The sequence below is a fragment of the Saccharothrix hoggarensis genome, assembly GCF_042678885.1.
Classification (GTDB): Bacteria; Actinomycetota; Actinomycetes; order Mycobacteriales; family Pseudonocardiaceae; genus Actinosynnema; species Actinosynnema hoggarensis.
This window is the reverse complement of sequence record NZ_JBHTLK010000248.1, coordinates 1-9777: the sequence shown is the minus strand read 5'-3', so window position 1 is coordinate 9777 and position 9777 is coordinate 1. Positions and strand designations below refer to the sequence as shown.

The window sequence follows — 9777 nt, the reverse complement described above, 5'->3', positions numbered from 1 at the left end:
CGGGTGCGCCGGGGTCGGCGGGTGGCGGGCCGGTCGCACCCGGGTGCGGCGCCCGCGGGGGCGGACCGCGGGGGCGGAAACCCGGGTGTAGAAGTCGGGTTTCGGGCAATCCCCAGGGTCACATCGGCATGTCGCCCAAACGTGGACATCGGGACCGGGTGGGCGGCGAAACGAGGCCCCGCACGGGGTTCACGGCCCGGACCGGCCGGTGGAAGCGCAGGTGAACGGCCGGGCGCGAGTTGTCCACAGGCTCGAAAAGCCGCCCCGACGGGCGAGATCCGCGCCACGATCACCCTGTGCAGCACCCGGGTACAACTCGGCCCACACCCGGGGATTAACCCGGGGACAACTCGGCCTGCCTGTGGACCGAACGGACCATCCCCATAGTTCTCCCCGGGTGCGCCGACTTGTCCCCGGGTGACACCCCGTGCCCATCCACACCTCCAAGTGGGCGACACGCTGCGAGAACAGAGGTTGTCCACACAATCCACAGCCCCTACTGCTGTTGCTGTTGTCTTCCCTTGAAGAGATGAACAAAGAAAAAACAGGCGGTGGTCGAGCCCGGGGACGGACGCTCGGCAGCGCCTTGCCCCGGGGGTCGCCCCGAGGTGACGAAGTCGGCCCCGACGCTCTACGGTGGGGAGCCTCCGCGCCGTGGGTCGGAAGATCCGGCGAGGGACGCGGCTCCCCAACCCCCACCGCAACGCATGCTGTTGTTGGTCATGCCGACTTGAGGAAGGACGCCTCATGAAGATCCGCGTCGAGCGCGACGGCTTGGCCGACGCCGTCGCCTGGGTCGCCCGCAGCCTGCCGTCCAGGCCGCCTGTCCCGGTGCTCGGTGGCGTCCTGCTCGACGCCGGGGCGGAGGACGGCTCCGGCGAGGCGCTGACGGTCTCCGGGTTCGACTACGAGGTGTCCGCCCAGTGCGGCGTCCCCGCCACGATCGCCGACGGCGGCAAGGCGCTCGTCTCCGGCCGGCTCCTGGCGGACATCACCAAGGCGCTCCCGAACCACCCGGTGGAGATCGCGGTCGACGGGTCGCGGATGACGATCTCGTGCGGCAGCGCCCGCTTCAGCCTGCCGACCATGCCGGTCGAGGACTACCCGCAGCTGCCGTCCATGCCGCAGCTCGCCGGGGAGCTGCCCGGCGAGATCTTCGGCGAGGCCGTGAACCAGGTCGCCGTCGCGGCGGGCAAGGACGACACGCTGCCGATGCTGACCGGCGTCCGGCTGGAGATCGGCGAGGGGAAGCTGACCCTCGTCGCCACGGACCGCTTCCGGCTCGCCATGCGCGAGTTCCCGTGGGAGCCGAACGAGTCGCTCGGCGAGGTCGCCGTGCTCGTCCCGGCGAAGACCCTGAACGACTCCGCGAAGACGCTGGGCGCGTCCGGCGCGAAGATCGAGCTGTCCCTCGCCGCGAACGACGGCCTGCTCGGCCTGTCCGGCACGGGCCGCCGCACGACCACCCGCCTGCTCGACGCCGACTTCCCCAAGTACCGCCAGCTGCTGCCCACCGAGCACTCGGCCGCCGCGATCATCGAGGTCGACGCGCTGGTGCAGGCGATCAAGCGCGTGTCGCTGGTCGCCGAGCGCGGCACGCAGGTCCGGCTGGAGTTCGTCGACAGCACGCTGCGCCTGTCCGCCGGCGGTGACGACGAGGGCAGCGCCGAGGAGGAGCTGCCGGTCGACTACACCGGCGAGCCGGTGACGATCGCGTTCAACCCGACCTACCTCCACGACGGGCTCCAGGCCGTCCGCACGCCGAAGGCGCACTTGTCCTTCACCACACCCAGTCGGCCCGCACTGCTGAAGCCGGTGGACGAGGATGGGAACGTGGCGCCGGGCTACCTCTACCTGTTGATGCCCGTGCGCCTGCCCGGCTGATCCACAACGCCATCCACAGACGCTAGGGAAGAGGAACGACCGTGCAGCTCGGACTCGTCGGCCTCGGCAAGATGGGCTTCAACATGCGCGAGCGGATTCGCCGCGCGGGGCACGAGGTGGTCGGCTACGACCGCAACCCGGAAGTCTCGGACGCCGACTCGCTCGCCGACATGGTGGGCAAGCTCGCCGCACCGCGCCTGGTGTGGGTCATGGTCCCGGCCGGTGACATCACCCGGCAGACGATCGCCGACCTCGGCGACCTGCTGGAGCCGGGCGACCTGGTGATCGACGGCGGCAACTCCCGCTTCACCGACGACGAGGTCAACGCCAAGGCGCTGGCCGACAAGGGCATCGGCTACATGGACGCCGGCGTGTCCGGTGGCGTGTGGGGCCTGGAGAACGGCTACGGCCTGATGGTCGGCGGCGACGCCGAGCACGTCGAGCGCGCCATGCCGATCTTCGACGCGCTGCGTCCGGAGGGTCCGCGCGAGGAGGGCTTCGCGCACGCGGGCCGGATCGGCGCGGGCCACTTCGCGAAGATGGTCCACAACGGCATCGAGTACGGCCTGATGCAGGCCTACGCCGAGGGCTTCGAGCTGCTGGAGGCGTCGAAGCTGGTGGAGAACGTGCCGGCGACGATCAAGGCGTGGCAGCGCGGCACGGTGGTCCGCTCGTGGCTGCTGGACCTGCTCGTCCGGGCGCTGGAGTCGGACCCGGAGCTGGACGACCTGCGCGGCCACGTCGAGGACTCCGGCGAGGGCCGGTGGACCGTCGAGGAGGCGATCAAGCACGCGGTGCCCGCGCCGGTGATCTCCGCCGCGCTGTTCGCCCGGTTCGCCTCCCGCCAAGAGGACTCGCCGGCGATGCGCGCGGTGGCGGCGCTGCGCAACCAGTTCGGTGGCCACGCCGTGCAGACCGCCGGTCCCACGTCCGGTTCTGGCTCGACGCAGAGCTGACCCGTTGTACGTGCGGCACCTGCAAGTCACCGACTTCAGGTCGTGGGAGCACGCGGACCTGGCGTTCGAGCCGGGGGTGAGCGTGCTGGTCGGGCGCAACGGCCAGGGCAAGACGAACCTGGTCGAGGCGCTGGGGTACGTGGCCACCCTGGGTTCGCACCGGGTGGCCACGGACGCGCCGCTGATCCGGCACGGCGCGCCGCGCGCGGTCGTCCGCACGGCGGTGGTGAACGAGGGTCGCGAGCTGCTGGTCGAGCTGGAGATCACGCCGGGCAAGGCGAACCGGGCGCGGATCAACCGCGGCCCGGTGCCGCGTCCGCGCGACGTGCTGGGCATCTTGCGCACGGTGCTGTTCGCGCCGGAGGACCTGGCGCTGGTGCGCGGCGACCCCGGCGAGCGGCGGCGGTTCCTCGACGAGCTGCTGACGACGCGCGCGCCCCGGTACGCGGGCGTGCGCGGCGACTACGAGCGGGTGCTGAAGCAGCGGGGCGCGCTGCTGAAGAGCGTGCGCGCGTCGCGGGGTGCGGACCTCGGCACCCTCGACGTGTGGGACGGGCACCTGGCGCGGCACGGCGCGGAGCTGCTGGCCGCGCGGCTGGACCTGGTCGCCGACATCGCGCCGCACGTCGCCGCGGCGTACGCGGAGGTGGCGCCGGAGTCGCGGCCGGCGCGCATCGCCTACCGGTCGAGCCTGGGTGAGGCGTTTCCGGACTCGCACGACCGGGAGGTGCTGGAGGACGCGCTGCTCGCCGAGCTGCACCGGGTGCGCGGGCAGGAGGTCGAGCGGGGCGTGTGCCTGGTCGGGCCGCACCGCGACGACCTCGACCTGGCGCTGGGCGAGCTGCCCGCGAAGGGCTACGCCAGTCACGGAGAGTCGTGGTCCTTCGCGTTGGCGCTGCGCCTCGGCGGGTACGAGCTGCTGCGTGTCGAGGGCGCCGAACCGGTGCTCGTGCTGGACGATGTGTTCGCGGAACTGGATCGCGGCAGGCGGCGGCAGCTGGCGAAGGTGGCGGCCGGCGCCGAGCAGGTGTTGATCACCGCCGCGGTCGCGGAGGACGTGCCGGACGAGCTGGACGGCGCCCGGTTCGACGTTGGCCACGGGGAGGTGCGTCGTGTCTGACCAACTGCCCCAATCGGGTGTGAGCGGCCCCACATCTGGGGACAACCCTGTGGATGGTGTGGATAACTCGCCGGAAAAACCGGACATATCCACAGCCCACGTCACTCCGACGAGTGGATTGAGGGGTGCGGACCTCGCCCGCGCCGCGCTGGAGGCAGCCCGCGCCTCGGCGAAGGAGCGCGGCGCGCGCGGTGTCCGCAAGGGCGGGGCGGCTCCCGCCGGTCGTCGTCGGCGACGTCGCTGGTCGGGGCCCGGCCCGGACGACCGCGACCCCCAGCCGCTGGGCCGGCTGGCCGCCCGGATCGCCGCCGACCGGGGCTGGGCGGAGCGGCTGGCGGGTGGCCAGGTGTTCGCGCGGTGGGGGAAACTGGTCGGTGAGGACGTGGCCGAGCACGCGCAGCCCGTCGCGTTCAGTGACGGCGAGCTGACGGTGCAGGCCGACTCGACGGCGTGGGCGACCCAGCTGCGGCTGCTCCAGCGCGACCTGCTGAAGCGCATCGCCGCCGGGGTCGGCAACGGCGTGGTGAAGACGCTGAAGGTCCAGGGTCCGGCGGCGCCGAGCTGGCGGTACGGCCCCAGGCACGTTCCGGGCCGCGGACCCCGTGACACCTACGGGTGAGCGACGTCAGGGCCGCAGCGGCGATTCTGTGGCGCGATGAGCGCTCACCAGTCGATTTTGACCCCGTGAACGGCCGTCGGCACCCATCTGCGTTCACTTCCGGCCGCCTGTGAGCGAACCAGGGGTGTCCTTGGTGGGTTTCTGCGTCGCTGCCCCGGTAGGATCGAGGGGTAGCGTGACCCCAGCGTCGCCAGGCGACGATCGCAGTCGCTAGAAGTCTGAGGAGACACCGAGCCCGTGGCAGCCAAGAAGAATGAGTACAGCGCGTCTTCGATCACCGTCCTCGAGGGCTTGGAGGCGGTCCGCAAGCGGCCAGGCATGTACATCGGGTCCACCGGCGAACGAGGGCTGCACCACCTGATCCAGGAGGTCGTGGACAACTCCGTCGACGAGGCGATGGCCGGTCACGCCACCGTGGTCGACGTGACGCTTCTGGCCAACGGCGGTGTCCGGGTGATCGACGACGGCCGCGGCATCCCGATCGACATGCACCCGGTGGAGAAGCGGCCCACGCTCGAAGTCGTGCTGACCAAGCTGCACGCCGGCGGCAAGTTCGACAGCGACTCCTACGCGGTGTCCGGCGGTCTGCACGGCGTCGGCATCTCCGTGGTGAACGCGCTGTCCACCGCAGTGGACGTGGAGGTCAAGCGTCAGGGTTTCACGTGGAACCAGCGCTTCGAGAACACCAAGCCCGCGCACGAGCTGACCAAGGGCGAGCCGACCGACGAGACCGGCACGGCGATCACGTTCTGGGCCGACCCGCAGATCTTCGAGACCACCGACTACAACATCGAGACGATCTCGCGCCGCCTGCAGGAGATGGCCTTCCTCAACAAGGGCCTCACGATCATCCTGCGCGACGAGCGCGTGCGGGACGAGGACGCGGTCGCGGACGCCGAGGGCCACGTGGCCGCCGTGCGCGAGCGCACCTTCCACTACCCGGGTGGCCTGGAGGACTTCGTCCGCCACATCAACCACACCCGCGAGGCCGTGCACCAGAAGGTCGTCTCGTTCGAGGCCAAGGGCGAGGACCTCGAGGTCGAGGTGGCGATGCAGTGGAACACCGGCTACACGCCGTCGGTGTACACGTTCGCCAACACGATCAACACCCACGAGGGCGGCACGCACGAGGAGGGCTTCCGCGCCGCGCTGACCCGCGTGGTCAACGAGTACGCGCGCGACAAGAAGCTGCTGAAGGAGAAGGACAGCAACCTCACCGGCGACGACATCCGCGAGGGCCTGGCCGCGATCATCTCGGTCAAGCTCAAGGAGCCGCAGTTCGAGGGCCAGACGAAGACCAAGCTGGGCAACAGCGAGGCCAAGTCGTTCGTGCAGAAGTCGACCAACGAGCACCTGGCCGACTGGTTCGAGCGTCACCCGAACGAGGCGCGGACGATCGTCACCAAGGCGGTCTCCTCGGCGCAGGCCCGCATCGCCGCCCGCAAGGCTCGTGAGCTGGTGCGCCGCAAGGGCGCGCTGGACATCGGCGGCCTGCCCGGCAAGCTCAAGGACTGCCGCTCCACCAACCCGGAGGAGTGCGAGATCTACGTCGTGGAGGGCGACTCCGCGGGCGGCTCGGCCAAGGAGGGCCGGGACTCCATGTTCCAGGCGATCCTGCCGATCCGGGGCAAGATCATCAACGTGGAGAAGGCGCGCATCGACCGCGTGCTGAAGAACAACGAGGTCCAGTCGCTGATCACGGCGTTCGGCACGGGCATCCACGAGGACTTCGACCTCAGCAAGCTGCGGTACCACAAGATCGTGCTGATGGCCGACGCCGACGTGGACGGCCAGCACATCCGCACGCTGCTGCTGACCCTGCTGTTCCGCTTCATGCGCCCGCTGATCGAGCACGGCCACGTGTACCTCGCGCAGCCGCCGCTCTACAAGATCAAGTGGCAGCGGGCCGACCCGGAGTACGCCTACTCCGACCGCGAGCGCGACGGCCTCCTCCGAGCGGGCCTCGCCGCCGGCAAGAAGATCGGCAAGGAAGACAACATCCAGCGCTACAAGGGCCTCGGCGAGATGAACGCCGCCGAGCTGTGGGAGACCACGATGGACCCGGCCAACCGGGTGCTGCTGCAGGTGACGATGGACGACGCCGCGACGGCCGACGAGCTGTTCAGCGTGCTGATGGGCGAGGACGTGGAAGCCCGCCGCTCCTTCATCACCCGCAACGCCAAGGGCGTGCGGTTCCTCGACGTCTGATCCTCTCCCCGGCCCCTGTTAAGGAAGTAGAACCTTGAGCGAGACGACGCTGCCCCCGGCCGGTGGAGACCGCACCGAGCCGCGCGACATCCAGCAGGAGATGCAGAACTCGTACATCGACTACGCGATGAGCGTGATCGTGGGACGAGCGCTGCCCGACGTGCGCGACGGCCTGAAGCCCGTCCACGTCCGCGTGCTGTACTCGATGTTCGACTCGGGCTTCCGCCCGGACCGCGCCTACAACAAGTGCGCCCGCGTGGTCGGCGACGTGATGGGCAACTACCACCCCCACGGCGACTCCGCGATCTACGACGCGCTGGTCCGCCTCGCCCAGCCGTGGGCGCTGCGCTACCCGTTGATCGACGGCCAGGGCAACTTCGGCTCCCAGGGCAACGACCCGGCAGCCGCCATGAGGTACACCGAGTGCCGGCTCACGCCGTTGGCCATGCACATGCTGGCCGACATCGAGGAAGAGACGGTCGACTTCCGCGACAACTACGACGGCCGCATCCAGGAGCCGACGGTCCTGCCGTCGCGCGTGCCCAACCTGCTCATCAACGGCAGCTCGGGCATCGCGGTCGGCATGGCGACCAACATCCCGCCGCACAACCTCCGCGAGGTCGCCGAGGGCGTCGTGTGGGCGCTGGACAACGCCGAGGCCTCCGACGAGGAGACCCTCGAAGCGATGATCGCCCGCATCAAGGGCCCCGACTTCCCGACGTACGGGCAGATCCTGGGCACGGCGGGCATCGAGGACGCGTACCGCACCGGCCGCGGCTCGGTGAAGATGCGCGCCGTCGTGGAGATCGACGAGGACACCAAGGGCCGCACGATCCTGGTCGTCACCGAGCTGCCCTACCAGGTGAACCCGGACAACCTGGTCGAGAACATCGCCACCCTGGTCCGCGACCAGAAGCTCACCGGCATCGCCAACATCGCCGACGAGTCCAACCGGCGTTCCGGCATGCGCATCGTGATCACGCTGAAGCGCGACGCGGTGGCCAAGGTCGTGCTGAACAACCTCTACAAGCACACCCAGCTGCAGTACTCCTTCGGGGTGAACATGCTGTCGCTCGTCGACGGCGTGCCCCGCACGTTGCGCCTGGACCAGATGATCCGGCACTACGTGAAGCACCAGATCGAGGTCATCGTCCGGCGCACGCGCTTCCGGCTTCGCAAGGCCGAGGAGCGGGCCCACCTGCTGCGCGGCCTGGTCAAGGCGCTCGACCAGCTCGACGCCGTGATCGCGCTGATCCGCCGGTCGGACACGCCCGAGGTGGCGCGCACCGGCCTGATGGAGCTGCTCGACGTCGACGAGATCCAGGCCAACGCGATCCTGGAGATGCAGCTCCGCCGCCTGGCGGCCCTGGAGCGGCAGAAGATCGTCGACCAGCTGGCCGAGATCGAGCTGGAGATCGCCGACTACAAGGACATCCTCGACAAGCCGGAGCGGCAGCGCGCGATCGTGCGCGAAGAGCTGATGGCGATCGTGGACAAGCACGGCGACGACCGGCGCACCCGGATCGTGCCGTTCGACGGCGACGTGTCCATGGAAGACCTGATCGCGGTCGAGGACGTCGTCGTCACGATCACTCGGACGGGTTACGCGAAGCGCACGAAGACCGACCTGTACCGCTCGCAGAAGCGCGGCGGCAAGGGCGTCCAGGGCGCCCAGCTCAAGCAGGACGACATCGTGCAGCACTTCTTCGTGTGCTCCACGCACGACTGGATCCTCTTCTTCACGAACAAGGGCCGGGTGTACCGGGCGAAGGCCTACGAGCTGCCCGAGGCCAACCGCAACGCGCGCGGCCAGCACGTGGCGAACCTCCTGGCGTTCCAGCCGGAGGAGGAGATCGCCCAGGTCATCCAGATCAAGAACTACGACGTGGCGCCGTACCTGGTGCTCGCCACCAAGAAGGGCCTGGTCAAGAAGTCGAAGCTGTCGGACTTCGACTCCAACCGGTCGGGTGGCCTGATCGGCATCAACCTGCGTGACGACGACGAGCTGGTCGGCGCGGTGCTGTGCTCGGCGACCGACGACCTGCTGCTCGTCTCGAAGGACGGCCAGTCCATCCGGTTCCACGCGAGCGACGAGGCGCTGCGCCCGATGGGCCGGGCCACGTCCGGCGTCCTGGGCATGCGGTTCAACAGCGGCGACGAGCTGCTGTCGATGGGTGTCGTCCAAGAGGGTTTGTTTGTTTTGGTGGCGACCGACGGCGGGTACGCCAAGCGCACGCCGATCGAGGACTACCCCGTCCAGGGTCGTGGTGGCAAGGGTGTGCTCACCATCCAGCACGACCGCAGGCGTGGGAGGCTGGTCGGCGCGCTCATCGTCGACGTCGACGACGAGCTGTACGCGATCACTTCCTCGGGCGGGGTCATCAGGACCAGTGCCAAGGAGGTGCGCAAGGCAGGACGGCAGACGAAGGGCGTCCGGTTGATGAACCTCGGCGAGGGGACCACCCTGATCGCGGTGGCGCGCAACGCGGATGAGCCCACCGACGTCACCAGTGGTGACGGGGACGACCAGGCTGAGCCTGCGAACTAGCGCGAACGAGAGGTTGAGGACTGCTCGTGACTCCACCCGAGAAGCCAGAGGACAAGACCGCGGTGATCACCCGGCCCGGTGCCGAGCCGACACCGGCGGACGGCGCCGAGAAGCCGGCGGTCGACGCCTCGGGGGCGTCCGAGCAGCCCGAGGCGCCGGCGGCGGACCGGGACGCCAAGGAAGCGGCCCGGGACGACCACCACGCCGCCGCGCCGCCGCCGTGGCAGCGCGTGACCACCGACGCCCAGTACGCCGAGGCGCAGCAGGTCGGCCCGGACGACCTGATGTCGCCCCCGGAGCAGCAGACCGTCGAGGCGCAGCAGCCGGCGTACCCGGCGAACGACCCGGACACGGTGGCCGTGGCGCGGCCCGTCGTGACCGGCTCGGCCGCGCCCGGCGGCGCCCGCACGCAGGTGAACCTGGGCGCGGCCAACGGCGGTCG

The 9777-nt window shown here is 70.0% G+C and carries 6 protein-coding genes and 1 pseudogene; all 7 read left to right on the top strand.

Features of this window, described 5'->3' with window-relative positions; translation table 11 throughout:
• Positions 1-747 precede the first annotated feature (747 nt).
• Positions 748-1884: a DNA polymerase III subunit beta gene (gene dnaN, locus ACFQ3T_RS30715; RefSeq protein WP_380728606.1), complete on the top strand. Its 1137-nt coding sequence runs from the start codon at positions 748-750 to the stop codon at positions 1882-1884.
• 41 nt (positions 1885-1925) lie between these two features.
• A complete protein-coding gene (gene gnd, locus ACFQ3T_RS30710; protein WP_380728604.1) occupies positions 1926-2840 on the top strand; it encodes a phosphogluconate dehydrogenase (NAD(+)-dependent, decarboxylating) in 915 nt (304 codons plus the stop codon).
• A gap of 4 nt (positions 2841-2844) precedes the next feature.
• Positions 2845-3960, top strand: coding sequence for a DNA replication/repair protein RecF (gene recF, locus ACFQ3T_RS30705; RefSeq protein ID WP_380728602.1), 1116 nt, complete (start codon positions 2845-2847; stop codon positions 3958-3960).
• A 118-nt stretch (positions 3961-4078) separates the two neighbouring features.
• A complete protein-coding gene (locus tag ACFQ3T_RS30700) occupies positions 4079-4579 on the top strand; it encodes a DciA family protein (RefSeq protein ID WP_380728600.1) in 501 nt (166 codons plus the stop codon).
• Between the two features lie 237 nt (positions 4580-4816).
• Positions 4817-6787, top strand: coding sequence for a DNA topoisomerase (ATP-hydrolyzing) subunit B (gyrB, locus tag ACFQ3T_RS30695; protein ID WP_380728598.1), 1971 nt, complete (start codon positions 4817-4819; stop codon positions 6785-6787).
• Between the two features lie 34 nt (positions 6788-6821).
• A complete protein-coding gene (gene gyrA, locus ACFQ3T_RS30690; RefSeq protein WP_380728596.1) occupies positions 6822-9335 on the top strand; it encodes a DNA gyrase subunit A in 2514 nt (837 codons plus the stop codon).
• Positions 9336-9361: 26 nt separating this feature from the next.
• Positions 9362-9777, top strand: a pseudogene (locus tag ACFQ3T_RS30685) (DUF3566 domain-containing protein); the annotation flags it as partial.